Genomic DNA, 26,269 nt, shown 5'->3' with positions numbered 1-26,269 from the left:
CTGGCCAAGTGTTGCCGCGCTGCACTTGACCTCACCCGCCCTTCGCGGCACCGTCCGACCTCCGCAGATCATCTGTCTGGATTGCCCATGCGCGCCTCGACCTCCCTGAAATCGCTCCGCTTTGCCGCCGTGCTCGGCCTCATGTTCGGGGCGCTGTCGCTCGGTGAGGCCAGGGCCGCCAATCCGCTGGAGCTGAATTTCTGGCTGAGCGGACCGCGCTATGACGGCAATGTGGCCGATTGCGACAAGGCGCTGCCGACGATCGCCACCCAGTTCTGGGAGAAGGAAAGCGCCTTCTGGAATTCCTCGTTGAAGATCACCGGCTTCTCCGCCGTGCACGAGACCGCGTTCCGACCCTGGCAGTCCGACAATATTCCGCGCCGTTATTGCACCGGCGAGGCCATGCTCAACGACGGCAAGGTGCGCAAGGTGCATTTCTCGATCATCGAGGATGGCGGCTTCGCCGGTTACGGCAATGGTGTCGAATGGTGCGTGGTCGGGCTCGACCGCAACTGGGCCTACAATCCGGCCTGCCGCGCCGCCAAGCAGTAATTCGACAGCCCTGATTCGGACCGAGCCAGCGGCCCGACACGGGCGCCGCCCGAATTTTGTTCTTGAAATGTTCTCATCGCCTGCTAGGCTCGATTGCACAGTCTAGTTGAGGGGCGTCGCCATGTTTCATTCCAGATTGCATTCGTTCTCCCGCCTGATGATCTCGCTGACCTTGGCCTTGACCTTTGCCCTGCCCCTTGCCGCCGGGCTGGTCTTGCCGGCGGGCGTCGCGAAAGCCCAGGACAGGCGGCAGAACGCGCCCGGCGAATTCGATTTCTATGTGCTGTCCCTCTCGTGGTCGCCCTCCTTCTGCGAGGAGGCGGCGGAGCGCGGCGGCCGCTCCCAGATCCAGTGCAGCGGCCGGCCCTATTCCTTCGTGGTGCACGGGCTGTGGCCGCAATATGAGAACGGCTTCCCGGAATATTGCCAGCGGCCGGCGCCGCGGCTGAACCGCAGCATCGTCTCCTCGATGCTCGACCTGATGCCGGCGCCGGGCCTGATCTTCAACGAGTGGGACAAGCACGGCACCTGCTCGGGGCTCGCCGACCGCAGCTATTTCGAGACGATCAGGAAAGCGCGCGCCGCCATCAAGATTCCGGCCGAATATCTCGAATTGTCGCAGGCCAAGACCGTGGCGCCTGCCGACGTCGAGGAGGCCTTCATCAAGGCCAATCCGGGCCTCGGCAGCGCCGCCGTCTCGGTCACCTGCAACCGGACGCGGCTGTCCGAGGTCCGCATCTGCCTCAGCAAGGACCTGCAATTCCGCGCCTGCGAGGAGATGGACCGCCGCGCCTGCCGCCGCGACCAGGTGACGATGCCGCCGATCAGGGGTGGGTAGCTGCTAAATCAGCTCCGTCATTCCGGGGCACGCGAAGCGTGAACTATGGTGCGCAGTTCGGTGCTACGTACCGCCCCGGAATGACGGGAGTTACTTTCATCGCGCGATGTCGTAACTCTCCGCCATGAACTACCGTCACGCCTTTCATGCCGGCAACTTTGCCGATGTCATCAAGCACATCGTGCTGGCGCGCATTCTCACTTATTTGCAGGACAAGCCGGGGGCGTTCCGCGTCATCGACACCCATGCCGGCGCCGGCCTCTACGATCTCGAAAGCGACGAGGCGCGGCGCGGTGGCGAATGGCTGACCGGCATCGCGCGACTGATGCAGGCGCGCCTGTCGAACGAGACCGCGGCGCTGACAAAGCCTTATCTCGACATCGTCCGCGCCTTCAATCCGAAGGGCGAGCTCAAGGCCTATCCGGGTTCGCCGCTGATCGCGCGCGGCCTGCTCAGGCCGCAGGACCGCCTCGTCGCCTGCGAACTCGAGCCGAAGGCACGCAAGGCGCTGATCGACGTGCTGCGCCGCGACGAGCAGGCACGCGTGGTCGATCTCGACGGCTGGGTGGCACTGCCGGCCTTCGTGCCGCCGAAGGAGCGGCGCGGGCTCGTGCTGATCGACCCGCCGTTCGAGGCAAAGAACGAGTTCGAACGGCTGGGCGAAGCCTTCTCGGAGGCTTTCGCAAAATGGCCGACCGGTATCTATGTAATCTGGTATCCGGCCAAGAGTCGGCGCGCCACCGATGCGCTGGCACAGCTCGTGGCGCGGCTCGCAGCCGCAGCAAAGCCACCGGGCAAATGCCTGCGCCTCGAATTCAGTGCCGCGCCGCAAGCGGACGGCGCAGCCCTCACCTCCACCGGACTGCTGATCGTCAATCCCCCTTACACGCTGCACGGCGAGCTCAAGACGATCCTGCCCGAGCTCGAAATGCCGCTCGGCCAGGGCGGCGCTGCCAGATTCCGATTAGAGGTGCCGAGGCCGTAACACTCCGGCATTCTTGGGAAAAATATGCAGGAGCGGTAGTCAATCTGCAAAGAACCGTATTATGCTATTTCTGTGACTGGCTTTACGTTCCGCTTCCGCGAATGGTTGCGGCGGAGTGAAGGCCTAAGAAAGATCCGGCCGGACCGAAAGGTCCGCCCAAGGATGGCCAGCTCCCGGGCTCCGTACGGCCCGGTCATGTCGTGACGTGAGTCTGCGTCACGACGGAGGAGCAATGAGGGGGAGTTTCCCGATGGCCATGACGGGAACGGTCAAGTTCTTCAACGGCGAGCGCGGCTACGGCTTCATCAAGCCGGATGACGGCGGTCGCGATGTCTTCGTTCACATCACTGCTGTGGAGCGAGCGGGACTGAAGGACCTTGCCGAAGGACAGCGTATTACTTTCGAAGTCGAACCGGACAAGAAGGGGAAGGGACCGAAGGCGGTCAATTTGGTCATCCTCTCCTAGCGGGCCTGACGCAAAAAAACCTGGCGCAAAAAAAGTCCCGGCCGCGAGCGGCCGGGAGGTTATTGTCCGGTATTTTCTTATTTGGCTATCAGAAGTGATAGTTGACGCCTGCGCGCACAACGCTGGCGGTATAGCCGTTTGACACGCCTGTAATTGCGAACTGACTCGTCGACAGATCGATGTAGAGATATTCGAGCTTGGCGCTCCAGTTCGGCGCGAGGCCGACTTCCGCACCGGCACCGATGGTCCAGCCGGCGCTGGTGTGCGACTCCGTCCAGCCGAAGGTCTGCGCGCGCAGCTCGCCGAAGGCGAGGCCGGCGGTGCCGTAGAACAGCACGTTGCTGAAGGCATAGCCGGCGCGGCCGCGCAGGGTGCCGAACCACGGATTGGAGAACTTCCAGGGCGCGAAGGTGTCGTCGGCGCCAGCGGCCTGGATGTCGCCCTCGACGCCGAACACCCACGGGCCATTCTGGAAATTGTAACCGGCCTGAATGCCGCCGACGAAGCCGGACGGCTTTGAGGGATTGTTGTCGACCGAGCCCCACTCATAGCCGATGTTGCCGCCGAGATACGGACCGGCCCAGCTATAGGCGTTCAGCGGCTGGTTGACGGTATAGGGGGCACGCTGCCCGTAACTGAGATCGGCGGCCTCTGCCGAAGCTGTCCAGCCGGCGGCAACCAACGCGGCTGCGCCCACAACGAGCCTCTTCATCACACACTCCAACGCAACTGCCGCAACCGGTGCGATGCCGGCGCCGCCGCGCCATGTCGCGTGGTTACGGAACCAAGACTTTTCGCGTAAGATTTATCGAGAGTTTTAAGTTAAAGGGCTGTTAAGACCCGTTACCGCGCGCTTAACAGACTTAAGGAAGCGTTACCGGGAACTGCGCCGCCATCCTGTGCGTGCAGCATGGCCGGAACTTCAAATCGGTCCCCCCAGCGCCTAAATTCGTCCCATGGTTCACGATTCCACCGACGATCCGGACGACACCCGCGTTCGCAAATCAAGGCGCGGCACGGCACCGGACGCCCCGTCCCAGGAGACGGCACCGCCCGACCTCGATCCCGCCACCACGGGCGGCGACGACGAGGACGACGCGCTTCTGCCTGACATCCTGGAAGAGAGCGGCGCAGTCGGCGAAGAGCCGCTGGCGAGCGGCCATGAGGCGATCGAGCGCGCGGTCCGGCTCGCGCCGACCTCGCCCGGCGTCTATCGCATGCTCAACGCGAATGCCGACGTGCTCTATGTCGGCAAGGCCAAGAACGTCAAAAAGCGCCTGTCCAACTACGCGCGCCAGAGTGCGCCGCAACCGGCGCGCATCCTGCGCATGATCGCCGCCACGGTGACCGTGGAGATCGTCTCGACCAACACCGAGACCGAAGCGCTGCTGCTGGAAGCCAACCTCATCAAGCAGCTCCGGCCGCGCTTCAACGTGCAGCTGCGCGACGACAAGTCGTTTCCCTATATCCTGATCACCGGCGACCACTGGGCGCCGCAGATCCTGAAGCACCGCGGAGCGCAGACCCGGCCCGGACGCTATTTCGGCCCGTTCGCCTCCGCAGGCGCCGTCAACCGCACCATCACGGCGCTGCAGCGCGCGTTTCTGATCCGCTCCTGCACCGATTCCTTCTTCGAGAGCCGCAGCAGGCCCTGCCTGCTCTACCAGATCCGCCGCTGCGCCGGTCCCTGCACCCGCGAGATTGATTTCCCCGGCTATACGACCCTGGTGCGCGAGGCGACCGACTTCCTCTCCGGCAAGAGCCATGCGGTGAAGCAGGAGCTCGCCGGCGAGATGGAGAAGGCGGCCAATGAGCTCGAATTCGAGACCGCCGCGCTCTACCGCGACCGCCTAGCCGCGCTGTCGGCGATCCAGTCGCAGCAGGGCATCAATCCGCGCACGGTGGAGGAAGCCGACGTGTTCGCCATCCACCAGGAGGGCGGCTTCTCCTGCGTCGAGGTGTTCTTCTTCCGCACCGGCCAGAACTGGGGCAACCGCGCCTATTTCCCGCGCGCGGAGAAGACCTTTACGCCCGAAGAAGTGCTCGGCTCCTTCCTCGCCCAGTTCTACGACGACAAGCCGCCGCCGAAGAACATCCTGCTTTCGCATGAGATCGAGGAGAGCGAGCTGCTTGCCAACGCGCTGTCGATCAAGGCCGGCCACAAGATCGAGGTCACCGCGCCGAAGCGCGGCGAGAAGAAGGAGCTCGTCGCCCATGCGCTGACCAATGCGCGCGAGGCGCTGGGCCGGAAGCTCGCGGACACCGCGACGCAGGGCCGCCTGCTCGATGCCATGGCGACGACGTTGAGCCTGCCGCATGCTCCCAAGCGCATCGAAGTCTACGACAACAGCCACATCCAGGGCACCAATGCGGTCGGCGCCATGATCGTCGCCGGCCCGGACGGCTTCGTGAAGAACCAGTACCGCAAGTTCAACATCAAGTCGGAAGGGGTCACGCCCGGCGACGACTACGGCATGATGCGCGAGGTGCTGGAGCGCCGCTTCAAGCGCCTCATCAATCCGCCCGAGGAGGGCGCCAAGGTCAAGGACGACGATTTTCCGCAATGGCCCGACCTCGTGATCATCGACGGCGGCCGCGGCCAGCTCAACGCCGTCCGGGAGATCTTTGCAAATCTCGGCCTGACCCGGGTGTCGCTGATGTCGGTCGCCAAGGGGCCGGACCGGGATGCCGGCCGCGAGACCCTGTTCATGCCGGAGCGCGAGGCGATCAAGCTCGAGCCGCGCGACCCCGTGCTCTATTTCATTCAGCGTCTGCGCGACGAGGCCCACCGCTTCGTCATCGGCTCGCACCGCAAGCTGCGCAAGAAGGACATCCGCGAGGCCGGTTTGCAGGAGATTCCGGGCATCGGCCCGTCACGCAAACGTGCCTTGCTGCATCATTTCGGAACCCTGAAGGAGATCGAACGGGCCTCGATCGCCGATCTCGGCAAGGTTCCGGGGGTGAGCGCCGAAAGCGCCCGCAGGATTTTCGAGTATTTCCATCCCCAGCCGGGGTGAACTAAGGGGTCCGCAGTCATATGGTCGTCGCATCCTGCACCCCATTTGGGAGCGGGACGGTTGACCTTCAGGCTTGAGCGGTATTGGTAGGACGGATGAACATCGCCACGACACGAGGGACGACCAGCCGCGCGATGTCCCTCCCGAACATCCTGACCTATGGCCGGATCGCCGCGATCCCGGTCGTGGTCGGGTGCATCTACGCGCAGTCGATTCTGGATCAGCCGTTGTGGCTGCGCTGGGTCGCGGTCGCCATTTTCATCGCGGCGGCAGTCACCGATTACCTCGACGGCTATTACGCGCGGATCTGGAATCAACAATCGGCGTTCGGCCGGATGCTCGATCCGATCGCCGACAAGCTGCTGGTCGCCTCCTGCCTACTGATGCTGGCCGCCGACGGTATCATCCATGGCTGGTCGCTGTGGGCCGCCATCGTGATCCTGTGCCGCGAGATCCTGGTCTCGGGCCTGCGCGAATATCTCGCCGCGCTGCGCGTCAGCGTGCCCGTCACCAAGCTTGCCAAGTGGAAGACCACGGTCCAGCTCGTCGCCATCGGCTTCCTGCTCGCGGGCGAGGCCGGCGACCAGGTCGTGCCCGTCGTAACCCAGATCGGCCTCTTGCTGCTGTGGGCCTCGGCGATCCTCACCATGTACACCGGCTACGATTATTTCCGCTCCGGCATCCATCACCTCATCAAGGAGGATGAGGTATGAAGGTGAAATATTTTGCCTGGGTGCGCGAACGCGTCGGCAAGGCCGAGGAAACCATCGAGCCGCCCGCGACCGTGCGCACCGTCGAGGAGCTGATCGCCTGGCTGTCCGGCCGGAGCGAGGCCTATGCCTATGCGTTCGAGAAGCCGAAGGTCATCCGCGCCGCGATCGACCATGCCCATGTCAAGTCGGACGCCGCAATCGCGGGCGCCCGCGAGATCGCGTTCTTCCCGCCGATGACCGGCGGCTAGGCCCATGACTTCCCCTGCGACCACCGGCCCCGTCACCATCCGTATTCAAGAGGACGATTTCGACATTGCGCGCGAGATCGCGCTCCTGACCAGGAGCCGGACCGACATCGGCGCGGTCGTGAGCTTCTCCGGCATCTGCCGCGGCGACGAGGATAGCGCGAAGATCGCCGCGCTGACGCTCGAACATTATCCCGGCATGGCCGAGGAAGAGATCAAGCGTCATGTCGACGAGGCAACCACGCGCTGGCCGCTCAACGGCGTCACGGTCATCCATCGCGTCGGGCGGTTCATGCCCGGCCAGAACATCGTGCTGGTGCTGACCGCCTCGCAGCATCGTCAGGCCGCATTCCAGGCGGCCGAGTTCCTGATGGACTATCTCAAGACCAGCGCGCCGTTCTGGAAGAAGGAAGAGAGCGCCACCGGCACCGGCTGGGTCGAGGCCCACGCCCGTGATGACGAGGCCGCCGCACGCTGGACGAAATCCTGATGGCAAGAGCTTCGAAAAAGACCGCGCGCGGCCGCGCCGCGCCAAAACTTGCGAAGGTCGGCCGCGGCGAGCTTGTCACGCTCATCGACTACGTCCGCTATGCCGTGAGCCGCTTCAATGAAGCCAAGCTCGCCTTCGCGCACGGCACCACCGATCCGGTGGCGGAAGCGGCCTTCCTGGTCTGCGAGGCCCTGCATCTGCATCCCGACCAGTTCGAGGCCTTTGCCCACGCCCGCGTCACCGCCGCGGAAGGCAAGACCCTCCTCGACCTGATTCATCGGCGCGTGACCACGCGCAAACCGGCCGCCTATCTCGTCAACAAGATCTACATGCGCGGCCTGCCCTTCTATGTCGACGAGCGCGTCATCGTCCCGCGCTCCTACATCGGCGAACTGCTGGATTCGCATTTCGGCGGCGACGGCGAGGCCGGCTCGCTGATCGACGACCCCACGGCCGTCGAGCGCGTGCTCGACCTCTGCACGGGTTCGGGATGCCTTGCCATCCTCGCCGCGTATCACTTCCCGAATGCAACGGTCGATGCCGTCGACATCTCCAAGGGCGCGCTCGAAGTCGCCGCGCGCAATGTCGGGGAGCACGGGCTCGATGAGCGGGTCACGCTCCATCGCGGCGACCTGTTCGCCCCGCTCGGCGATAACAGATACGACCTTATCATCACCAACCCGCCTTACGTCGATGCGGAAGGCATGGCGGCCTTGCCGCCGGAATGCCGAGCCGAGCCGAAGCTTGCCTTCGACGGCGGCGTCGACGGTCTCGACGTGGTGCGCCGGATCCTGCGCGACGCCCCTGAGCACCTGACGCCGGACGGCGGGTTGATCTGCGAGATTGGCCGCGGCCGCGAATTGGTCGACGAGGCCTTCCCGGAACTGCCGCTGCTCTGGCTGGACACCGAAGACTCCGAAGGCGAGGTATTCTGGATCGCGGCCGCCGATCTCGACTGATCGGCCGCCGCGGCGGCACTCCGCGCGGAACAAGTCAAATCCCGTCACGTTCATCCCCGACGAATGTCTCGCTCTCGGAGGATGTCCGCATGCTCGCGCCATCGGGCGAATTGCTGCGCGTCGGCGTGGCGCTGAAACTCAACCATCTCAAGCGTGCCGCCCGGTCCTACTTGCGTGACCGCACCAGCCAGGCCACGGGACGGGCGACGTCCTATGCGGTCGCGGCCGGCCTGTTCGCAGTGGCCGGGCTGTTCCTGATCGCGGCCTTCTTTGTCGGCCTGGTCGCCCTGTACCGCTGGATCGCGATCACCTACGGACAGTTCTGGGGCTTCGGTGCCGTCGGCGCCGTGCTGTTGGTCCTGGCTGCATGCTGCGGCGGCGCGGCTCTGGCCCAGATGAACCGTCGGGACAAGCCGATCGTGCCGCTGGCCAGCCGCCTGCGCGTTGCGATCGCCACCCCGCGGATTCCGCGCGGAACGGTCAAGCAGGCGGTGAAAGAGGTCGCGACGACGATTCCCCTGGCGCCGCTCGCACCCGGCGAACGCAGCCATGGCGGCAACACCCGGCCCGTGCGCGCCAACCGTCCCGTGCAGCTGGGTCTGATGCTCGCAGCCGTCGGGCTGCTGGGCTTCACGGCCGCGCGTCGGAGACGGCACGGGCACGGATTGGACGCTTGAGATGCCCGCGCGGCGCTCAGGGCAGCTCGACTCCTGGCTGCTGATCGCCACCACGGCCGTCTTCGTGCTGACCGCCGAGCGCTACTTCCAGGACCCCGGCGTGGTCCGGCCGGGGCCTCCGCAAGACCACCACAATGGCGAGGCGAATGCACCGGAAACGAGCCCGGCGCGTGCGGCCGTCCAGCCCGGCCATGGCCGCGGTGCGAAGAGTCCCCTCGCTATCCCCTGGGCCGGCTGGAAGGATATCTTCTGGCGTACCTATCAGCGCATCGACGACGATCGCCTGCTCGCCACGGCGGGCGGTGTCGTGTTCTTCGGGCTGCTCGCGATCTTCCCCGCAGTCACCGCGCTGGTCTCATCGTACGGCCTGTTCGCCGATCCCTCGACGATCAGCGCCAATCTGCAAACGCTTGCGACGATGCTGCCCGAGGGCTCGTTCCAGATCGTCGAGGACCAGGTCGCGCGTGTGGTGTCGAAGGGCAATACGACGCTTGGTGTCACCTTCCTGCTCGGCCTCCTGCTTGCGATCTGGAGCGCCAATGCCGGCGTCAAATCGATCTTCGACGCCCTCAATGTCGCCTATGAGGAGCGCGAGAAGCGCAGCTTCATCCGGCTGAACTTGGTGTCGCTGGCCTTCACGGCCGGCGGCATCGTGGCACTGCTGCTGATGGTGGGCGCCGTCGTCGCCTTCCCGCTCGCGCTCGATCATCTCGGCATGGCGCCCGAAAGCAAGCTGATCGTGGCGCTGGCACGATGGCCGCTCCTGTTCCTCATCCTGCTCGTGGCGCTTGCCATCCTCTACCGCTTCGCACCCAGCCGCGATGCGCCGCGCTGGCAATGGCTGAGCCTCGGCGCGGTGGCGGCCGCCCTGCTCTGGATTGCCGGCTCTGCCTTGCTGTCCTGGTATCTGTCCGAGTTCACCAATTACAACGCCACCTACGGCTCGCTCGGCGCGGCGATCGGCCTGATGATGTGGATGTGGATGTCCGCGATCGTCATCATGTTCGGCGCCGAGCTGAACTCGGAGATCGAACGGCAGACCCTGCGCGACACGACCACCGGGCAACCGAGGCCGCTCGGAAGCCGCGAGGCGGTCTCTGCGGATACGGTCGGCGCCGCCGCTCCGGCCTGACCTCGCCGCGAACGGACCGCTATCCCCTCGAATCAACAATGATGTTAGGGTCACGCGGCTTGGGGGAGCATGAGGCGTGACGGGTTCGCACAGTAACCCGTGTTTTCCCGGGTGAGGCAGTCAGCTCTTGAGGCGTAACGCGCGGCATGATTCGCATTTCGACGATCTTCATCGCCATCTGCATGGTTCTGGTCGCGGCCTCGCTCGGGCTGGCGCTCTACGCGGTCGCCGGCATCAGCGGAACCGAATCCGCGATCGTGGCGCTGACCGCGCTGACCTTCCTGATCCTCTACAACGCGGTGTCGATGCGGCTACGCGACCGCAGCGACGTCGGCGGCCAGATCGCCGACCTCTCGCGCGGCACCGCCGACCTCGCCCGCCAGGTGGCGGAATTCGGCCGCCGGTTGGCTGCGATCGAAGGGCGTATCGCCTCGTCCAATTCGACCAATTCCGACCGCATCCAGTCGGTGGTCGGCGAGATCAACGAGCTCGGCGGGCTGGTCAAGCAGCTCGCGTCCACCGTGTCGACCCATGAGGACCTGCTGGCCGGCGCGACGCCGCCCTCTCCCGCGCCGGTCGCAAGGGCGGAACCGGAAGCACCGATCGACCTGATCGCGCCGCTCGGGGAGCGGCCGGTGGCGCCACCACCGCTTCTCGCGGCTCCCCCGCCTCCCGCAGCGCAGCCGCGGCCGGCACCGGCAGCTCAGGCCCAAGCCGCCCATCCGGTTCAGACTGCCAATGGACGCAACCAGACCCAATTGCTGGCGACGCTGCGCAGCGCGATCGACGAGAACCGCGTCGACATCTTCCTCCAGCCGATGGTGACGCTGCCGCAGCGCAAGGTGCGGTTCTACGAGGCGGTGACACGGGTCCGCGACGAGCGCGACCAGTTGATCGCCGCCGAGGAGTTCATCAGCATCGCGGAGGCCTCGGGCCTGATCGGGCGTGTCGACAACATGGTGATGCTGCGCTGTGTACAGGTGCTGCGCCGCCTCATGGTCCGCAACAAGGACGTCGGCGTGTTCTGCAACGTCGCGGCCTCCACGCTCGGCAATTCCACCACCTTCGCGCAATGCCTCGACTTCCTCGAAGCCAACCGGGCGCTGGCGCCCTCGCTGGTGCTGGAGTTCAAGCAGTCGACCTTCCGCAATCTCGGCCCCGCCGAGTCCGAGAACCTCGCCGCGCTCGCCCAGCGCGGCTTCCGCTTCTCGATCGACCATGTCACGGATCTGCGCATCGAGCCGCGCGAGCTCGCCGACCGCGGCGTGCGCTTCATCAAGGTGCCGGCCACGCTGTTGCTCGACCCGAGGCAGGCCTCGACATCGGACATCCACCCGTCCGACCTCTCCGACCTGCTCGGCCGCTTCGGTATCGACCTGATCGCCGAGCGGATCGAAGGCGAGCGCGCCGTGGTCGATCTGCTCGACTATGACGTGCGGTTCGGCCAGGGGTTCCTGTTCGCGCCGCCCCGGCCATTGCGGCCGGAGGGGGCATCTGCTACCGGCGGGGCCTCGCCGAACCAGGCGCAGGACATTCAGGGATCCAATGTCTCCGGCACACCCAGCCCAGGCGCGACGTCAGCCGCTCCTCCAGCACAACGCATCACCGGCAACGCGGCGCTCGCGCGCCGCATCTGATCGGCCGTGCGCATCATGACCACGCTGCATTTCGCCGAAAGCCTGCGCGAGCTCGTGGGCGATGTGGACGTCGTGCTCAGCGACATCTGGGGCGTGGTTCACAACGGCCTGGAATCTTTCCCGGAAGCCTGCGAAGCGCTGCACACCTATCGCAGCCGCGGCGGTACGGTGATCCTGATCACCAATGCACCGCGCCCCGCCGACTCCGTACAGCGGCAATTGCGCAAGCTCGGCGTCGCCGACGAGACCTATGACGCGATCGTCTCGTCGGGCGATCTGACCCGGCTCTACGTCGCCGAGCATCCCGGCCGCAAGATGTTCTGGCTGGGCCCCGAGCGCGACAACTCGATCTATCGCGGCCTCGATGCGGTGACCGCACCGCTGGAAGAGGCCGACTACATCGTCTGCACCGGCCTCTATGACGACGAGACCGAGACGGCGGAAGACTATCGCGGCATGATGCTGAAGGCGCGCGAGCGCAAGCTGACTCTGGTGTGCGCCAACCCGGACATCGTGGTGGAACGCGGCGACCGGCTGATCTATTGCGCCGGCGCGATCGCCGAGCTCTATCGCGAGCTCGGCGGCGAGGTGATCTTCTACGGCAAGCCGCACCGGCCGATCTACGAGCGCGCGATGGCGCTGGCCGGCGAACGCCAGGGCCATCAGATCGACCGCAGACGCGTGCTGGCGATCGGCGATTCCGTCCGCACCGACCTCACCGGCGCGCGCGAATTCGGCATCGACTGCCTGTTCGTCACCCGCGGCATCCATGCCGAGGAGTTCGAAGGTCTCGACCAGCTCGACCCGGCATCCGTGATGGAATTGTTCGGCCACCCGCCGAAGGCGCTGATGCGCGAATTGAAGTGGTGACGGCATAGCCGTCATCCCGGGATGGTCCGAAGGACCAGACCTCAGATGCGCAATTGCGCATCGGGGGATCTCGAGATTCTCAGGTGCGCAATCGCGCACCATAGTTCGGTGCTGCGCACCGCCCCGGAATGACACTCGCAATGCAGAAGGCCCGGGACGAGCCCGGGCCTTGCGAATTCAACCGATAGCCCAGGCGCGCTTACGCGCTCGCCATGTCCGGGAAGACCGCCTCGATCTTGGTCTTCAGCGTCGCCGCGTTGAACGGCTTGACGATGTAGTTGTTCACGCCGGCCTTCTTGGCCGCGATCACGTTCTCGGTCTTCGATTCCGCCGTGATCATGATGAAAGGCGTGGTGGCGAGGTTCGGATCCGCGCGCACTTCGCGCAGCAGGTCGTAACCCGTCATCGGCTCCATGTTCCAGTCGGAGATCACGAGGCCGTACTTCTTGCCGCGCATCTTGTTCAGCGCCGCCGAACCGTCGCTGGCATCGTCGATGTTCTCGAAGCCAAGCTGCTTCAGCAGATTCCTGATGATACGGATCATGGTGCTGTAGTCATCCACCACCAGAACCGGCATCGACAAATCAACCGCCATCTCGACTCCCCCAACGCAAACCCAGGAATATTACGATTGGAGCCGCCAGGCCGGAGGCCCGTGCAGTTCCACGTTTCAAGGACTAGCACCAAGGCGTTAAACAGCGCGTTAACTGCCGCCGCCCCCGAAGAATTGAAATCGCGTTCAATGCCGCCGCCTCCCCCCGCTTGACTTCGCCGGGCGGGTCACGCCACGGTCCCGGCCGGTCCCGCCGGCTCGAGAATTTCCCCTGATGGCCCCGCATTTTACCGTTATCCGCGACACCACGCCGGATTCCGCGATCCCCCGGGGCGCCGTGGTCGCCATGGGCAATTTCGACGGGGTTCATCTCGGTCATCGCGCCGTGATCGCAGCGGCCCTGGAGATGGGCCGGGCGCATGGCCGCCCTGCGCTGGCGTTGACCTTCGAGCCGCATCCACGGCGGTTTTTCAGCCCCAACACCCCGCAATTCCGCCTGACGGACGAGCGGGCCAAGCTGCGGCTTCTGGCCGGGACCGGGCTCTCCGGCGCCGTGGTCATGACCTTCGACAAGGCGAGAGCCGGCACCAGCGCGCAAGATTTCATTCACCATGACCTGATCGGACGTCTCGGCGTCAGCGCAATCGCGGTCGGCTACGACTTCCATTTCGGCAAGGGACGGGTCGGCTCGCCGAGCCTGCTGGTCAACGAGGCGCCCCGGCTCGGCATCGAGGTCGACGTGCAGCCGCATGTCGATTTCGACGAACGGCCGGTTTCCTCCAGCGCCATCCGGATTGCGCTCGCCGAGGGCCAGCTTGACGAAGCCACCACCATGCTCGGCGCCCCCTGGTTCATCACCGGCGAGGTGATCCATGGCGAAAAGCGCGGCCGCGACCTCGGCTACCCCACCGCCAATATCCGCCTCGACGCCAATTGCGGCCTCAAGCACGGCATCTATGCGGTGCGGGTCGGCCGCGGCGCCGAGCGCCTGGACGGCGTGGCGAGCTTCGGCCGCCGCCCGACCTTTGACAATGGCGCCCCGCTGCTGGAAATCTTCCTGTTCGACTTCAAGGGCGACCTCTATGGGCAGGCGCTCGACTGCGCCTTCGTCGGCTTCATCCGCGAGGAGCTGAAGTTCGACAGCCTGGAGACCCTGATCCGCCAGATGGACGACGATTCCGCCCGCGCCCGCGCCATGCTGGCCGCCGCCCCCGACGCATTTCCGCGGCTGGGCGTCATCGATTGAGGCCGAAAACCGGCCTGCCGGACCTTTGCGCTTCCTCCGCCCGGCTGCTATGGAGTGCCCATGTTTGCGCGGCGCATCATAGGGATTAGCGGCCCGGCTTCCGCCTGAGCCTGAAGGCTCGGCGCAAGACCGGGATTTCGTCGTTTCACCCCGCGATTCTGCATCGCCATCCGTTCCCGCGCCCTTCCGAGCCAGTCAGCCTCATGTCCGAAAAGCCGCAAAAGTCCGACGCCCAAAAATCCGACGCCAAGGACTATTCGAAAACCCTGTTCCTGCCGCAGACCGAATTCCCGATGCGCGCCGGCCTGCCGCAGCGCGAGCCGGAGATCCTGAAATACTGGAACGACATCGGCCTCTACGACAGGCTGCGCCAGGAAGCCGAGGGCCGCACCAAATTCGTGCTGCATGACGGCCCGCCCTACGCCAACGGCAACATCCATATCGGCCACGCGCTGAACAAGATTCTCAAGGACGTCGTGACCAAGAGCCAGCAGATGCTCGGCTTCGACTCCAACTACGTGCCCGGCTGGGACTGCCACGGCCTGCCGATCGAATGGAAGATCGAGGAGGAGAACTACCGCAAGAAGGGCAAGCAGAAGCCCGACTTCCGCGACTCCGCCGCGATGGTCGCGTTCCGAAAAGAGTGCCGCGCCTACGCGACGCACTGGATCAACGTGCAGCGCGAGGAATTCAAGCGCCTCGGCATCATCGGCGACTGGGATCATCCCTATCAGACGATGAGCTATCCAGCCGAAGCGCAGATCGCACGCGAGTTGATGAAGTTCGCCGCCAACGGCACGCTGTATCGCGGCTCCAAGCCGGTGATGTGGAGCGTGGTCGAGAAGACCGCGCTTGCGGAAGCCGAGGTCGAGTACGAGGACTACACCTCCGACATGGTCTGGGTGAAATTCCCGGTCACCTCGCCAGCGCACGGCGCGCTCGCCTCCGCCAGCGTCGTGATCTGGACCACCACGCCGTGGACGCTGCCCGGCAACCGCGCCATCTCGTTCTCACCGAAGATCGCCTACGGCCTCTACAAGGTGACGGATGCGCCTGCGGACAATTGGGCGAAGACCGGTGATCTCCTGATCCTGGCCGATGCGCTGGCCGCAGAAGTGTTCAAGCAGGCCCGCGTCACGACCTATGAGAAGGTGCGCGAGTTGCCGGCGGACACGCTCGACGCGGTGGAATGCGCACATCCGCTGAAGGGTTTTAGCGGCGGCTACGAATTCACGGTGCCGCTGCTGCCGGGCGATCACGTCACCGACGATACCGGCACCGGCTTCGTGCACACCGCGCCCGGCCACGGCCGCGAGGACTTTGACGTCTGGATGGCGAATGCGCGCGAGTTGGAAGCGCGCGGCATCAACACCACGATCCCCTACACCGTCGACGAGAACGGCGCTTTCACCGACCACGCGCCGGGTTTTGTCGGCAAACGCGTCATCAACGACAAGGGCGAGAAGGGCGATGCCAACGAGGCCGTAATCAAGGCGCTGATCGACGCCGGCAAGCTGCTGGCCCGCGGCCGCCTCAAGCACCAATATCCGCATTCCTGGCGCTCGAAGAAGCCGGTGATCTTCCGCAACACGCCGCAATGGTTCATCGCGATGGACAAGGACATCAGCGAGAACGGCCATGCGAAGAAGGGCGACACGCTGCGCGCCCGCGCGCTGCACGCGATCTCGGTCACACAATGGGTGCCGCCGTCGGGCGAGAACCGCATCAACGGCATGATCGCCAACCGTCCGGACTGGGTGATCTCGCGCCAGCGCGCCTGGGGCGTGCCGATCGCCGTGTTCGTGCGCGAGAAGAGCGACGGCTCGGCCGAGATCCTGCAGGACGAGATCGTCAACCAGCGTATCGCCGAGGCCTTCATGGAGGAAGGCGCCGACGCCTGGTACATGGACGGCGCCCGCGAGCGCTTCCTCGGCTCCCGCGCGAGCGAGGACTGGAAGAAGGTCGACGACATCTGCGACGTCTGGTTCGATTCCGGCTCCACGCACGCCTTCGTGCTCGAGGATCGCCAGAACTTCCCGCAGCTCGGCAACATCGTCCGCAAGGTCGACGGCGGCAGCGACACCGTGATGTATCTCGAAGGCAGCGACCAGCATCGCGGCTGGTTTCATTCCTCGCTGCTGGAAAGCGCCGGCACGCGCGGTCGCGCGCCCTACGACATCGTGCTCACCCACGGCTTCACGCTCGACGAGAACGGCCGCAAGATGTCGAAATCGCTCGGCAACACGGTCGAGCCGCAGAAGGTGATCAAGGATTCGGGCGCGGACATTCTGCGCCTGTGGGTCTGCGCGACCGACTATGCCGACGACCAGCGCATCGGCCCCGAGATCCTGAAGAACACCATCGAGACCTATCGCAAGCTGCGCAACTCGATCCGCTGGATGCTTGGAACGCTGCATCACTTCAAGCCGAGCGAGAAGGTCGCCTATGCCGAGATGCCCGAGCTCGAGCGGCTGATGCTGCACGAACTGGCCGGCCATGCCGAGACCGTTCGCAACGCCTATGCCGCCTTCGACTACAAGACCGTGGTCGCAAGCCTCGCGGCCTTCATGAACTCGGAGCTGTCGGCGTTCTATTTCGATATCCGCAAGGACACGCTCTATTGCGATCCGCCGTCCTCGCCGGCGCGCAAGGCCGCGCTTACCACGATCGACCTGTTGTGCGACGCCATCCTGAAATGGCTCGCGCCGATTCTGAGCTTCACGACCGACGAAGCCTGGCGGATGTTCCGCCCCAACGCGGAGCCCTCGGTCCATTTGACCCTGTTCCCCGCCGATATCGAAAAGCTCCGCGACGATAAGCTCGCCGCGAAGTGGGAGACGATCCGCAACGTCCGCCGCGTCGTCACCGGCGCGCTCGAACTCGAACGCGCCGCCAAGAACATCGGCTCGTCGCTGGAGGCCTCGCCCGTGATCTATGTCGCCGACCGCGACATGCTGGCGACGCTGTTCGACACCGACCTCGCCGAGGTCTGCATCACCTCGAACTACGAGGTGCGCGAGGGCGAGGCGCCGGCTTCGGCGTTCCGTCTCGATGCGGTGCCAGGCGTTGCCGTCGTGGTCGAGAAGGCGGTCGGCACCAAATGCGCCCGCTCCTGGAAGATCTCGCAGACGGTCGGCGAAGACCCTGAGTATCCCGACGTCACCCCGCGCGACGCCCAGGCGCTGCGCGAATGGAAGGCGCTGGGGGTTGGGGTCTGATAGTCGTCCCGGCGAAAGCCAGGGCCCATCACCACCGCCGTCAAAGGTGAACAGAGATCGATGACCCCGAGTCTTTCAAACGATTACCGCCTGGGGTTATGGGTCCTGGCATTCGCCAGGACGACGGCGGAGTATGCCGCGGCGACGTTGGGTCACGCACGATGACCCCCCTCCGCGCCGGCATCCTCTCGGCCATCGCCACGGTCATCCTCGACCAGGCCTCGAAGCTCTGGCTGCTGAACGGGTTCGACCTCGCCCATCGCGGCGCGGTGCGGGTGACGCCGTTCTTCGACCTGGTGCTGGCCTGGAACATCGGCATCAGCTTCGGCTGGCTCCAGAACGACAGCCAGGCGGCGCAGCTCGCGCTGATGGCGGTCAAGGCCATCGCGGTGGTCGCGCTGGCGATCTGGATGGCCCGCTCCCACACCCTGCTTGCGACCGTCGCGCTCGGGCTGATCATCGGGGGGGCCATCGGCAACGGCATCGACCGACTGGCCTATGGCGCGGTGGTCGATTTCGCCCTGTTTCATCTCGATATCGGCGGAAATACCTATAATTGGTACGTGTTTAACCTCGCGGACGTGGCCATCGTTGCTGGGGTGGCGGGGCTATTGTATGATTCCTTCCTGGGGGTACCCGCCGCAAAAGCGCCCTGATCCCGGCCGATACGGACCGGCAGGTGGAACCCGGCCTTTTGCGAGGGTTGGCCGCGTGCGAGCGGCAATCTGCCACAATATGGAACAGGTACAGTGATGCGCAGCTCGAAGACCAGCGGTTCGATGGTTCGAGACCCCAAATGGGGGTTCATGCGGGCATTGAAATTGTCCGCTGTCGCGCTCGGCATCGGTCTCGTCATGTCGGCAGGCCCGGTCCGCGCCGGTGACGACGGCGACGATGATGACGACATGACCTTCGAAGAGAAGCTCATCGACAATCTGATGTCCGGTATCGGCGCCAAGAGCATGGAGAAGAAAGGTATCGAGTACCGCGAGCGGTCGCCGCTGGTGGTGCCGCCCAAGCTCGACCTGCCGCCGCCCGCCGGCACCGAAGCCAAGAACGCGCCGAACTGGCCGAAGGACCCCGACGAGAAGCGCCGCAAGGAGGCCATCGCTCAGAGGAAAAAGGCCGTCAAGGCGACGGAGAACTGGCAGGCGGCCCAGCCGCTGACGCCCGCCGAGATGAGAGCCGGCACGGCAGCTGCCCCGGAGCGCACCAGCAACGATCCGATTCAGCCGGGCACCAACGGCAACCCGTCGCTCAGCCCCGCCCAGCTCGGTTTCTCCGGTGGCCTGTGGAACATGATGAAGGGCGGCAACAGCTCCGAGGAAAAGCAATTCACGAGCGAACCCCCGCGCCAGTCGCTGGTCGAGCCCCCGCCGGGCTATCAGACGCCGTCGCCGAACTACGCCTATGGCGCCGGTCCGGACAAGTCGCGGCGGACCTATTTCGACATCATGTCGGGCAAGGACAAGGAGCAATAGCCCCCTCGCCCGCCGCGACGTCCTGACATTAGCGAACCTGGCGCCGGCGGCTCATGCGCGCCGGACGCGGCCCTTAAATTGCTTATCAGTAACTTGCCTACGCGTTGAGTTCTCTGCTTCGTGACGCGAAGCCTCAGCCGCACGGTGTAGCATACCGTGCCTCCGAGCCGGACATCCGGGCTCGGCCTTTCACCAGGGATCATAATGTCCGCAAACCGATCGGTTGCCTGCCTTTTTGCCGCGCTGCTTTCGACGAGTGTCCTGACAGCCAACGCCGCCCTCGCCCAGACCACGGTGACATCGGCCCCGCCCGCCAGCTTCACGCTCAGCAACGGCCTCCAGGTCGTGGTGATCCCGGACCACCGCACGCCCGTGGTCACGGAGATGATCTGGTACAAGGTCGGCTCGGCCGATGAGACGCCGGGCAAGTCCGGGCTCGCGCACTTCCTCGAGCACCTGATGTTCAAGGGCACCGAGAAGCATCCGGTCGGCGAATTCTCGCAGACCGTGCTCCGTGTCGGCGGCAACGAGAACGCCTCGACCTCGGTCGACTATACCAACTACTACCAGCGCGTGCCGAAAGAGCAGCTGCCGACCATGTTGGAGTTCGAGGCCGATCGCATGACCGGCCTGATCCTCAAGGACGAGAACGTGCTGCCCGAACGCGACGTCGTGCTCGAAGAGTACAACATGCGCGTCGCCAACAATCCGGACGCGCGGCTCAACGAGCAGATCATGGCCGCGCTCTATCTCAACCATCCCTATGGCCGGCCGGTGATCGGCTGGCATCAGGAGATCGAGAAGCTCGATCGCGAGGATGCGCTGGCCTTCTACCGCCGCTTCTACGCGCCGAACAACGCGATCCTGGTGATCGCCGGCGACGTCGAGGCCGCCGACATCCGCCCGCTGGTCGAGCGCAATTTCGCCTCGATCCCGGCCCAGCCCGCGATCCCGGCACGCCGCGTCCGTCCGCAGGAGCCGGACCCGGCGGCGCCGCGCACCGTCACGCTGTCCGACCCGCGCGTCGAGCAACCGAGCCTGCGTCGCTATTATCTCGTGCCCTCCGCCACGACGGCCGCGGCCGGCGAGAGTGCGGCCCTCGACGTGATGGCCCAGCTGATGGGCAGCGGCAGCAATTCCTATCTCTACCGCGCGCTCGTCGTCGACAAGCCGCTCGCGGTCTCCGCCAGCGCCAGCTATTCGAGCGTCTCGCTCGACCCGACCCAATTCGCGATCTCGGCCGCGCCGAAACCGGGCGTCGGCTTCGCCGAGGTCGAGCAGGTGATCGACGGCGTCATCGCCGACATCGCGCAGAACCCGATCCGCGCCGAGGATCTCGAGCGGGTCAAGACGCAGCTCATCGCGGAAGCGATCTACGCCCAGGACAACCAGGCCGTGCTGGCGCGCTGGTATGGCGGCGCGCTAACCACGGGCCTGTCGATCGAGGACATCAGGAGCTGGCCCGACCGCATTCGCGCGGTCACCGCCGACCAGGTTCGCGCTGTTGCGCAGAAATGGCTGGAGAAGAAGCGTTCGGTGACGGGCTATCTGATCAAGGACACCACCGCCACCAAGCGCGAGGAGAAGCGTTCGTGACCTATCCCTTCCTTCGCACGCGTCGTTTCGCGTTGGCCTTCGTCACCGGCGCTGCGCTCGCGCTCGCCGCGGTCCAGCCGTCGCAGGCCGCTGCAAAGATCCAGCGCCTGGTCTCGCCCGGCGGCATCGAGGCCTGGTTCGTGCAGGACGCCACCGTGCCGCTGATCGCCATGGAATATTCCTTTGCCGGCGGCTCGGCCCAGGACCCCAAGGACAAGTCGGGCGTCGCCAATCTCGTCGGTGATCTCCTCGACGAAGGCTCCGGCGATCTCGACTCCAAGACCTTCCACGAGCGGCTCGACCGCCGCGCCATCGAGCTTTCCTTCAGCGCGACCCGCGACACCTTCCGCGGCAGCCTGCGCATGCTGCGCGACAACAAGGACGAGGCCTTCGACCTGCTCAGGATGGCATTGACCTCGCCGCATTTCGACACCGCCGACGTCGAGCGCATCCGCTCGCAGGTGATCTCGGGCCTGCGCCGCGAGACCACCAACCCGACGTCGCTCGCGAGCCGCAAATTCCTGGAGGTCGCCTTCGGCGATCATCCCTACGGCCGGCAGACCAACGGCACGCTGGACAGCGTGCCGACCGTCACGGTCGCCGACATGAAGGACTATGTCGGCCGCGTGCTCGCCAAGGACGGGCTGAAAGTCGCAGTGGTCGGCGACGTCGATCCGGCGACCCTCGGCAAGCTGCTCGACCACACCTTCGGCAGCCTGCCCGCCAAGGCCAATCTCGTGCCGGTGCCCGACGTCGAGGCAGCCAAGCCGCCGCAGCGCGCCTTCGTGCCGCTCGACGTGCCGCAGACTGTCATCACCTTCGGCGGCCCCGGCGTGAAGCGCAGCGACCCGACCTTCATGGCGGCCTATGTCGTCAACCACATCCTCGGCGGCGGCGGATTGTCTTCCCGGCTCTATCGCGAGGTTCGCGAGAAGCGCGGGCTCGCCTATTCGGTGTTCGAATCCTTGCTCTGGATGGAGCATTCGGCGGTCTTCATCGGCAATACCGGCACCCGCGCCGACCGTGCCGGCGACACCATCGACGCCATCGAGAAGGAGGTGCGCCGCATCGCCGAGGAGGGCCCGACGCAGAAGGAGCTCGACGAGGCCAAGTCCTACCTCAAGGGCTCGCAGATGCTGGCGCTGGATACGTCCTCCAAGCTCGCGCAGGCGCTGCTGCAATACCAGCAGGACAAGCTGCCGATCGACTATATCGAGAAGCGCAACGCGATCGTCGACGCGGTGACGCTGGATGACGCCAAGGCGGCCGCCAAGCGCCTCTGGGGCCAGGGCCTCCTGACCGTCGTCGTCGGCCGCGCCCCGCAGGCCGCCGCGCAGCCGGCGGCAGCAGCGCCCAAGTCGAACTGAGGTCTTCCGTACGTTTTCTGAAATGGCCGGGCTCGCCCGGCCATTTGCGTTTCCACGATGCGCCATTGCCGAACGTGGACGTCCGGGATATGTCCGGACATCACGAATGGTGCCATCATGCTGCGGATATCCCGCGATCTCGTCATCGACGAGGACGACATCGAGATCGGCTTCGTCCGCGCCTCCGGCCCCGGCGGGCAGAACGTCAACAAGGTCGCGACCTCGGCCCAGCTGCGCTTCGACACGCGCAAGCTGACCCTACCGGAGGATGCGACGATCCGGCTCGCCCGCATCGCCGGCCAGCGCATGACCAAGGACGGCGTGATCGTGATCCACGCCCAGCGCTTCCGCACCCAGGAACGCAACCGCCAGGACGCGATCGACCGGCTCGTCGAGATCCTGAGCGAGGCGATGATACGGCCGAAGCCACGGCGCGCGACACGGCCGACCTTTGGCTCCAAGCAGCGCCGGCTCGAAGGCAAGAAGCGTCGCAGCGACGTCAAGGCCGGACGCGGCCGGAGTTTCGACGATTGAATGGGCAAAGACCTCCGGCCGCCGAGCGGCCGGAGGTTTGCAGGTTCACGTTCCGGCGTCAGTAACGCTTGCCGGTGGCGGGGCTGCCCGAAGCGGAATCGTCGACCGTCCCCTTGTGCGCCGCGCTTCCCGTTGTGCCGACCGTGCCCTTCGTCCCCTTGGTCGACTTCATGCCCGTCTTCTCACCCGCAGCTCCCGGCTGCGTAGCGAGATCCTCATCTTCGCCGACTGACGCGCCCCCCTGCATGGGTTTGCTTTGCACGGTGCCGCCAGGCTTGATGCCAGATGACGTGCCTTGCGCGAAAACGGGCGTCGCAATGAGGGCCGCAAGAGCGCATGCGATTGCAGAAGTCTTCACCAACTTCATCCATTTCTCCTGGATTTTTCGCGATGAACGGGTCGGCTGCGTCCTGCGCCGCCCGCCTGCACCGGACCGGTTCATCGCATAGAGAGTTCGAGCGGCGCGAGCGCGATGCAATCCGCCTCGTGTGGTCATCGTTTAGGGATTTCGAGGCGGTTTCGCGGAATTGTGCTCCGCATATGCGGCAGCGCGGAACACGCTCCCCGCGAGCATCTCCGCTTGCAGCGAAACAGCCCGCTACTACCACCGCATGTTTGGCGGCGCCTAGAGTTTGCGCACGTTGAATTTGACGTGGATGGGCGAGCTCTTGGCGATGCGCGCAGTCGTGCTGGGATTGTGCACCGCAGTGGTGCTGGTGGTGCGGGTTGCCGACGCGCAGATGCCCTTGCCGGCCGCAAAGCCGCCGGACGGCGCGACACTGTTCAAGCAGCAATGCGCGGTATGTCACACTTTGAGCCTGTCGGAACCGTTGCGGCAAGGTCCGCCGCTGGTCAAGATCGTGGGCCGGACCGCCGGCAAGGTCGACGGCTTCCGCTATTCGGACGGCCTCGCCAAAGCCGACTTCGCCTGGGACGAGACCCGGCTCGATGCGTGGCTGACCAATCCGCAAGCCGTCATTCCCGGCGTGGTCATGGCCTACCGGCAGGGTAAGCCGGAGACGCGCGCCGCCATCATCACCTACCTCAAGGAGCTGAACTGAATGGCCAAGCCCGTCCATTCCATGATCCGCGTGCTGAATGAGGCGCGCTCGCTCGACTTCTACCAGCGCGCCTTCGGCCTCGAAGTCACCGACCACCTGAAGTTCTCGGACTTCGCCCTGATCTATCTGCGTCACCCCTCCTCACCTTTCGAGGTGGAGCTGACGGTGAATTTCGATCGCAAGGAGCCGTACGCGCTCGGCGACGGCTACGGCCATCTCGCCGTGGTCGTCGACGATCTCGATGCCGAGCATGCCCGCTTCGAGCGCGAGAAGCTCGCACCGGGCCCCTTGCGCGACTTCAAGCACGACGGCAGGACGCTGGCGCGCTTCTTCTTCGTCAGTGATCCCGATGGCTACAAGATCGAGGTGATCCAGCGGGGCGGACGTTTCAACTGATCAACTCACAAAGATCCAAATCACAAAAATACGGAGGAATGCCATGAGAGAAGTCGATCGTCGAAGCAAGCACAGCCGCCGCGTCTTTCTCAAGGGCGCGGCGACCGCCGTGCCGGTCGTCGCTGTCGCGACCAGCGTCGCCGTCAGCATCGAGGACGCATGGGCTGATGATTCCAGCGCGTTGTCCCCGGCGACAATGAAGACGCTGCTGAAGGTCGCGCGCGACATCTATCCGCACGATATTCTCGGCGACAGCTACTACATCACCGCGATCAAGCCATGGGACGGCAAGGCGGCCAAGGACCTTGCCGTCAAGTCGCTGATCGGCGACGGCATCGCGCGGCTCGATCAGAACGCGCGGGATCGCCACAAGGTGGCTTACGCCGAAGTCCCCTGGGAAGCCGACCGCGTGGTGCTGCTGAAGGAGATCGAGCAAAGCGACTTCTTCCAGAAGGTGCGCGGCGACCTCATCGTCTCGCTCTACAACCAGAAAGAGGTCTGGCCGCGGTTCGGCTACGAGGGCTCCTCCGCCGAGCACGGCGGCTACATCAACCGCGGCTTCGCCGACATCGACTGGCTGCCGAAGGCTTAAATCGCCACCCAACGGTTCAGGAGAACGCATATGGCAAAATTCGATCTGAACGACTCCAGCGTTGTGGTGATCGTCGGCTCCGGTGCCGGCGGCGGCACGCTGGGCAACGAGCTCGCGCAGAAGGGCGTCAAGGTGGTCATTCTCGAAGCAGGGCCCCGCATCGAGAACCAGGACTTCATCAACGACGAGTGGGAGAGCTTTTCCCAGCTCGCCTGGACCGACGCCCGCACCACGTCGGGGACGTGGCGCGTCGCCAAGGACTTTTCGGGCCTCCCCGCCTGGATCGTCAAGGCGGTCGGCGGCTCGACCGTGCATTGGGCCGGCGCCTCGCTGCGCTTTGACGAGCACGAGTTCAGGGTGAAGACCGCCTACGGCAATATTCCCGGCGCCAATTTGCTCGACTGGCCGGTGACGCTGGCGGAGATGGAGCCATGGTACGCCAAGGCCGAGAACAAGATGGGCGTAACCCGCACCAACGGCATTCCCGGACTTCCCGGCAACAATAACTTCAAGGTGCTGGAGGCCGGCGCGAAGAAGCTCGGCTACAAGACCGTGCACACCGGCAACATGGCGATCAACAGCCAGCCGCGCGATGGCCGCGGCTCCTGCCAGCAGATCGGCTTCTGCTTCCAGGGCTGCAAGTCCGGCGCGAAATGGTCGACGCTCTACACCGAGATCCCCAAGGGTGAGGCCACCGGCAATCTCGAGGTGCGGCCGAGCAGCATGGCGGTCAAGATCGAGCATGACGCCGGCGGCAAGGTCACCGGTGTCGTCTACGCCGACGAGGCAGGCGCAATGCAACGCCAGAAGGCGCGCATCGTCGCGGTCGCCGGCAATTCGATCGAGAGCCCGCGGCTGCTGCTCAACAGCGCCTCGACCATGTTCCCGGATGGCCTCGCCAATTCGTCGGGACAGGTCGGCCGCAACTACATGCGGCACATGACCGGCAGCGTCTACGCCGTGTTCGAGAAGTCGGTGCACATGTATCGCGGCACCACCATGGCCGGCATCATTCGCGACGAGGCCGCCAACAATCCGAAACGCGGCTTCGTCGGCGGCTATGAGATGGAGACGCTGTCGATCGGCCTGCCGTTCATGGCGGCCTTCCTTAATCCCGGCGCCTGGGGCCGTCCGTTCACGTCAGCGCTCGACGGTTATCCCAGGATGGCCGGCATGTGGCTGGTCGGCGAGGACATGCCGCAGGAGACCAACCGCATCACGCTCGACCCGGTCGTGAAGGACAAGTTCGGCCAGCCGGTCGCGAGCGTGCATTTCGACGACCATCCCAACGACGTCGCGATGCGCGCACACGCCTACAAGCAGGGCGCCGCGGTCTACGACGCCGTCGGCGCCACCGTGACCTATCCCACGCCGCCCTATCCGAGCACGCACAATCTCGGGACCAACCGGATGAGCGAGAAGCCGCGCGACGGCGTGGTCAACAAGTTCGGGCAGAGCCACGACGTCAAGAACCTGTTCGTCTCCGACGGCAGCCAATTCACCAGCGGCGCGGCCTGCAACCCGACCCTGACAATCGTCGCGCTCGCGATCCGGCAGGCGGATTACATCGCCGGCGCGATGCAGAAGAAGGAGATCTGAGGTCAGATAGGCAACCGCTCTCTCCCCCGTCATTGCGAGCGGAGC

The 26,269-nt window shown here is 65.3% G+C and carries 27 protein-coding genes; 24 read left to right on the top strand and 3 right to left on the bottom strand.

The annotated features are described in order from the left end of the window. The first annotated feature begins 87 nt into the window (after positions 1-87). The 4 genes from ACVWW6_RS13400 (at position 88) to ACVWW6_RS13385 (ending at position 2,841) form a co-directional block, all read left to right on the top strand. Positions 88-552 carry a hypothetical protein gene (locus tag ACVWW6_RS13400; protein ID WP_028174664.1) on the top strand — a complete coding sequence of 155 codons (465 nt, stop codon included), beginning with the start codon at positions 88-90 and terminating at the stop codon, positions 550-552. 121 nt (positions 553-673) lie between these two features. Further along, positions 674-1,390, top strand: coding sequence for a ribonuclease T2 family protein (locus tag ACVWW6_RS13395; protein ID WP_456680852.1), 717 nt, complete (start codon positions 674-676; stop codon positions 1,388-1,390). A gap of 124 nt (positions 1,391-1,514) precedes the next feature. Beyond that, a complete protein-coding gene (locus ACVWW6_RS13390; protein WP_271555209.1) occupies positions 1,515-2,375 on the top strand; it encodes a 23S rRNA (adenine(2030)-N(6))-methyltransferase RlmJ in 861 nt (286 codons plus the stop codon). Between the two features lie 250 nt (positions 2,376-2,625). Next, positions 2,626-2,841 carry a cold-shock protein gene (locus ACVWW6_RS13385; protein ID WP_008544396.1) on the top strand — a complete coding sequence of 72 codons (216 nt, stop codon included), beginning with the start codon at positions 2,626-2,628 and terminating at the stop codon, positions 2,839-2,841. Positions 2,842-2,929: 88 nt separating this feature from the next. On the opposite strand, the gene ACVWW6_RS13380 is transcribed toward ACVWW6_RS13385, so the two are convergent. Further along, positions 2,930-3,553, bottom strand: a complete 624-nt coding sequence (locus ACVWW6_RS13380; protein WP_028174662.1) for an outer membrane protein — start codon at positions 3,551-3,553, stop codon at positions 2,930-2,932. A 244-nt stretch (positions 3,554-3,797) separates the two neighbouring features. Between ACVWW6_RS13380 and uvrC the strand changes: the two genes are divergently transcribed. The 9 genes from uvrC (at position 3,798) to ACVWW6_RS13335 (ending at position 12,581) form a co-directional block, all read left to right on the top strand. Further along, on the top strand, positions 3,798-5,858 hold the full coding sequence (gene uvrC / locus ACVWW6_RS13375; RefSeq protein ID WP_456680851.1) for an excinuclease ABC subunit UvrC: 2,061 nt from the start codon (positions 3,798-3,800) through the stop codon (positions 5,856-5,858). A 95-nt stretch (positions 5,859-5,953) separates the two neighbouring features. After that, positions 5,954-6,571: a CDP-diacylglycerol--glycerol-3-phosphate 3-phosphatidyltransferase gene (gene pgsA / locus ACVWW6_RS13370; RefSeq protein ID WP_011090204.1), complete on the top strand. Its 618-nt coding sequence runs from the start codon at positions 5,954-5,956 to the stop codon at positions 6,569-6,571. Then, positions 6,568-6,819 carry a molybdopterin converting factor subunit 1 gene (gene moaD, locus ACVWW6_RS13365; protein ID WP_011090205.1) on the top strand — a complete coding sequence of 84 codons (252 nt, stop codon included), beginning with the start codon at positions 6,568-6,570 and terminating at the stop codon, positions 6,817-6,819. Before pgsA ends, moaD begins: the two co-directional genes overlap by 4 nt. Before the next feature lie 4 nt (positions 6,820-6,823). Next, positions 6,824-7,306, top strand: coding sequence for a molybdenum cofactor biosynthesis protein MoaE (locus tag ACVWW6_RS13360; protein ID WP_011090206.1), 483 nt, complete (start codon positions 6,824-6,826; stop codon positions 7,304-7,306). Continuing rightward, positions 7,306-8,265, top strand: a complete 960-nt coding sequence (gene prmB / locus ACVWW6_RS13355; RefSeq protein ID WP_456680850.1) for a 50S ribosomal protein L3 N(5)-glutamine methyltransferase — start codon at positions 7,306-7,308, stop codon at positions 8,263-8,265. The genes ACVWW6_RS13360 and prmB overlap by 1 nt, the downstream gene beginning before the upstream one ends. Positions 8,266-8,354: 89 nt before the next feature. Next, positions 8,355-8,942 carry a phage holin family protein gene (locus tag ACVWW6_RS13350; protein WP_011090208.1) on the top strand — a complete coding sequence of 196 codons (588 nt, stop codon included), beginning with the start codon at positions 8,355-8,357 and terminating at the stop codon, positions 8,940-8,942. A 1-nt stretch (position 8,943) separates the two neighbouring features. Further along, a complete protein-coding gene (locus ACVWW6_RS13345) occupies positions 8,944-10,074 on the top strand; it encodes a YihY/virulence factor BrkB family protein (RefSeq protein WP_456680849.1) in 1,131 nt (376 codons plus the stop codon). A 146-nt stretch (positions 10,075-10,220) separates the two neighbouring features. Then, on the top strand, positions 10,221-11,711 hold the full coding sequence (locus tag ACVWW6_RS13340) for an EAL domain-containing protein (protein WP_456680848.1): 1,491 nt from the start codon (positions 10,221-10,223) through the stop codon (positions 11,709-11,711). A gap of 15 nt (positions 11,712-11,726) precedes the next feature. After that, on the top strand, positions 11,727-12,581 hold the full coding sequence (locus ACVWW6_RS13335) for a TIGR01459 family HAD-type hydrolase (RefSeq protein WP_028174657.1): 855 nt from the start codon (positions 11,727-11,729) through the stop codon (positions 12,579-12,581). A 199-nt stretch (positions 12,582-12,780) separates the two neighbouring features. Here the strand turns inward: ACVWW6_RS13335 and ACVWW6_RS13330 are convergent, their stop codons facing one another. Further along, on the bottom strand, positions 12,781-13,176 hold the full coding sequence (locus tag ACVWW6_RS13330) for a response regulator (protein WP_008567674.1): 396 nt from the start codon (positions 13,174-13,176) through the stop codon (positions 12,781-12,783). A gap of 232 nt (positions 13,177-13,408) precedes the next feature. Between ACVWW6_RS13330 and ACVWW6_RS13325 the strand changes: the two genes are divergently transcribed. From ACVWW6_RS13325 to arfB, 7 genes are all read left to right on the top strand, one after another. Then, the gene (locus ACVWW6_RS13325; RefSeq protein WP_028174656.1) at positions 13,409-14,380 is read left to right on the top strand and encodes a bifunctional riboflavin kinase/FAD synthetase; all 972 of its coding nucleotides are present in this window, start codon (positions 13,409-13,411) and stop codon (positions 14,378-14,380) included. Between the two features lie 203 nt (positions 14,381-14,583). Continuing rightward, the gene (ileS, locus tag ACVWW6_RS13320; RefSeq protein WP_456680847.1) at positions 14,584-17,598 is read left to right on the top strand and encodes an isoleucine--tRNA ligase; all 3,015 of its coding nucleotides are present in this window, start codon (positions 14,584-14,586) and stop codon (positions 17,596-17,598) included. Between the two features lie 161 nt (positions 17,599-17,759). Then, positions 17,760-18,254, top strand: coding sequence for a signal peptidase II (lspA, locus tag ACVWW6_RS13315; RefSeq protein ID WP_060910439.1), 495 nt, complete (start codon positions 17,760-17,762; stop codon positions 18,252-18,254). Positions 18,255-18,350: 96 nt separating this feature from the next. Next, a complete protein-coding gene (locus ACVWW6_RS13310; protein ID WP_028174653.1) occupies positions 18,351-19,079 on the top strand; it encodes a hypothetical protein in 729 nt (242 codons plus the stop codon). 204 nt (positions 19,080-19,283) lie between these two features. Further along, the gene (locus ACVWW6_RS13305; RefSeq protein ID WP_456680846.1) at positions 19,284-20,675 is read left to right on the top strand and encodes a M16 family metallopeptidase; all 1,392 of its coding nucleotides are present in this window, start codon (positions 19,284-19,286) and stop codon (positions 20,673-20,675) included. Further along, a complete protein-coding gene (locus ACVWW6_RS13300) occupies positions 20,672-22,042 on the top strand; it encodes a M16 family metallopeptidase (RefSeq protein WP_028174651.1) in 1,371 nt (456 codons plus the stop codon). Before ACVWW6_RS13305 ends, ACVWW6_RS13300 begins: the two co-directional genes overlap by 4 nt. Positions 22,043-22,159: 117 nt before the next feature. Beyond that, on the top strand, positions 22,160-22,576 hold the full coding sequence (arfB, locus tag ACVWW6_RS13295) for an alternative ribosome rescue aminoacyl-tRNA hydrolase ArfB (protein WP_011090218.1): 417 nt from the start codon (positions 22,160-22,162) through the stop codon (positions 22,574-22,576). Between the two features lie 58 nt (positions 22,577-22,634). Here the strand turns inward: arfB and ACVWW6_RS13290 are convergent, their stop codons facing one another. Continuing rightward, positions 22,635-22,943, bottom strand: a complete 309-nt coding sequence (locus ACVWW6_RS13290; protein WP_028174649.1) for a hypothetical protein — start codon at positions 22,941-22,943, stop codon at positions 22,635-22,637. 373 nt (positions 22,944-23,316) lie between these two features. On the opposite strand from ACVWW6_RS13290, the gene ACVWW6_RS13285 reads away from it, so the two are divergent. Genes ACVWW6_RS13285 through ACVWW6_RS13270 form a run of 4 tightly spaced genes read left to right on the top strand, consistent with a single transcriptional unit; the run spans position 23,317 to position 26,224 of the window. Beyond that, on the top strand, positions 23,317-23,637 hold the full coding sequence (locus ACVWW6_RS13285; protein ID WP_038967308.1) for a c-type cytochrome: 321 nt from the start codon (positions 23,317-23,319) through the stop codon (positions 23,635-23,637). Then, complete coding sequence (locus ACVWW6_RS13280; protein WP_028174647.1) at positions 23,638-24,033, top strand: VOC family protein; 396 nt, start codon at positions 23,638-23,640, stop codon at positions 24,031-24,033. 43 nt (positions 24,034-24,076) lie between these two features. Continuing rightward, on the top strand, positions 24,077-24,625 hold the full coding sequence (locus ACVWW6_RS13275; protein ID WP_456680845.1) for a gluconate 2-dehydrogenase subunit 3 family protein: 549 nt from the start codon (positions 24,077-24,079) through the stop codon (positions 24,623-24,625). 30 nt (positions 24,626-24,655) lie between these two features. Next, positions 24,656-26,224: a GMC family oxidoreductase gene (locus ACVWW6_RS13270; protein ID WP_304548520.1), complete on the top strand. Its 1,569-nt coding sequence runs from the start codon at positions 24,656-24,658 to the stop codon at positions 26,222-26,224. The last annotated feature ends 45 nt before the right edge of the window (positions 26,225-26,269 follow it).

The organism is Bradyrhizobium sp. USDA 3311 (assembly GCF_054062495.1).
The sequence above is the reverse complement of the archived record's forward strand: the minus strand, read 5'-3'. Positions and strand labels throughout refer to the sequence as shown.

Excerpts from the sequence above, each read along its gene's own strand:
- ACVWW6_RS13395 (WP_456680852.1), top strand. The coding sequence starts at position 674 with ATGTTTCATTCCAGATTGCATTCGTTCTCCCGCCTGATGATCTCGCTG.
- ACVWW6_RS13325 (WP_028174656.1), top strand. The coding sequence starts at position 13,409 with ATGGCCCCGCATTTTACCGTTATCCGCGACACCACGCCGGATTCCGCG.
- ACVWW6_RS13290 (WP_028174649.1), bottom strand. The coding sequence starts at position 22,943 with ATGAAGTTGGTGAAGACTTCTGCAATCGCATGCGCTCTTGCGGCCCTC.
- pgsA (WP_011090204.1), top strand. The coding sequence starts at position 5,954 with ATGAACATCGCCACGACACGAGGGACGACCAGCCGCGCGATGTCCCTC.
- ACVWW6_RS13345 (WP_456680849.1), top strand. The coding sequence starts at position 8,944 with ATGCCCGCGCGGCGCTCAGGGCAGCTCGACTCCTGGCTGCTGATCGCC.
- ACVWW6_RS13350 (WP_011090208.1), top strand. The coding sequence starts at position 8,355 with ATGCTCGCGCCATCGGGCGAATTGCTGCGCGTCGGCGTGGCGCTGAAA.
- ileS (WP_456680847.1), top strand. The coding sequence starts at position 14,584 with ATGTCCGAAAAGCCGCAAAAGTCCGACGCCCAAAAATCCGACGCCAAG.
- ACVWW6_RS13400 (WP_028174664.1), top strand. The coding sequence starts at position 88 with ATGCGCGCCTCGACCTCCCTGAAATCGCTCCGCTTTGCCGCCGTGCTC.
- ACVWW6_RS13340 (WP_456680848.1), top strand. The coding sequence starts at position 10,221 with ATGATTCGCATTTCGACGATCTTCATCGCCATCTGCATGGTTCTGGTC.
- moaD (WP_011090205.1), top strand. The coding sequence starts at position 6,568 with ATGAAGGTGAAATATTTTGCCTGGGTGCGCGAACGCGTCGGCAAGGCC.
- ACVWW6_RS13385 (WP_008544396.1), top strand. The coding sequence starts at position 2,626 with ATGGCCATGACGGGAACGGTCAAGTTCTTCAACGGCGAGCGCGGCTAC.
- ACVWW6_RS13310 (WP_028174653.1), top strand. The coding sequence starts at position 18,351 with ATGCGCAGCTCGAAGACCAGCGGTTCGATGGTTCGAGACCCCAAATGG.
- ACVWW6_RS13380 (WP_028174662.1), bottom strand. The coding sequence starts at position 3,553 with ATGAAGAGGCTCGTTGTGGGCGCAGCCGCGTTGGTTGCCGCCGGCTGG.
- ACVWW6_RS13275 (WP_456680845.1), top strand. The coding sequence starts at position 24,077 with ATGAGAGAAGTCGATCGTCGAAGCAAGCACAGCCGCCGCGTCTTTCTC.
- ACVWW6_RS13280 (WP_028174647.1), top strand. The coding sequence starts at position 23,638 with ATGGCCAAGCCCGTCCATTCCATGATCCGCGTGCTGAATGAGGCGCGC.
- ACVWW6_RS13335 (WP_028174657.1), top strand. The coding sequence starts at position 11,727 with ATGACCACGCTGCATTTCGCCGAAAGCCTGCGCGAGCTCGTGGGCGAT.
- ACVWW6_RS13360 (WP_011090206.1), top strand. The coding sequence starts at position 6,824 with ATGACTTCCCCTGCGACCACCGGCCCCGTCACCATCCGTATTCAAGAG.
- lspA (WP_060910439.1), top strand. The coding sequence starts at position 17,760 with ATGACCCCCCTCCGCGCCGGCATCCTCTCGGCCATCGCCACGGTCATC.
- arfB (WP_011090218.1), top strand. The coding sequence starts at position 22,160 with ATGCTGCGGATATCCCGCGATCTCGTCATCGACGAGGACGACATCGAG.
- uvrC (WP_456680851.1), top strand. The coding sequence starts at position 3,798 with ATGGTTCACGATTCCACCGACGATCCGGACGACACCCGCGTTCGCAAA.
- ACVWW6_RS13330 (WP_008567674.1), bottom strand. The coding sequence starts at position 13,176 with ATGGCGGTTGATTTGTCGATGCCGGTTCTGGTGGTGGATGACTACAGC.
- ACVWW6_RS13285 (WP_038967308.1), top strand. The coding sequence starts at position 23,317 with ATGCCCTTGCCGGCCGCAAAGCCGCCGGACGGCGCGACACTGTTCAAG.
- ACVWW6_RS13390 (WP_271555209.1), top strand. The coding sequence starts at position 1,515 with ATGAACTACCGTCACGCCTTTCATGCCGGCAACTTTGCCGATGTCATC.
- ACVWW6_RS13305 (WP_456680846.1), top strand. The coding sequence starts at position 19,284 with ATGTCCGCAAACCGATCGGTTGCCTGCCTTTTTGCCGCGCTGCTTTCG.
- ACVWW6_RS13270 (WP_304548520.1), top strand. The coding sequence starts at position 24,656 with ATGGCAAAATTCGATCTGAACGACTCCAGCGTTGTGGTGATCGTCGGC.
- prmB (WP_456680850.1), top strand. The coding sequence starts at position 7,306 with ATGGCAAGAGCTTCGAAAAAGACCGCGCGCGGCCGCGCCGCGCCAAAA.